Raw genomic sequence first — 255 nt, forward strand, 5'->3', positions numbered from 1 at the left:
ATATGAGAGCTGGCTGACGAACCTGCGCAACTCCGTAACCGGCCCGGTGGCCTTCGCGCTGTCCATCATCGGCATCGTCGTCGCCGGCGGCGTGCTGATCTTCGGCGGCGAACTCAACGCCTTCTTCCGAACCCTGATCTTCCTGGTTCTGGTGATGGCGCTGCTGGTCGGCGCGCAGAACGTGATGAGCACCTTCTTCGGTCGTGGTGCCGAAATCGCGGCCCTCGGCAACGGGGCGCTGCACCAGGTGCAAGT

The 255-nt window shown here is 63.9% G+C and carries 1 pseudogene; it reads left to right on the forward strand.

Annotated elements, in window-relative coordinates:
* Positions 1-255: pseudogene (gene trbC / locus AC0L3J_RS38220) on the forward strand (IncP-type conjugal transfer pilin TrbC); the annotation flags it as partial.

It is taken from the genome of Bradyrhizobium sp. Kon37 (assembly GCF_055807535.1).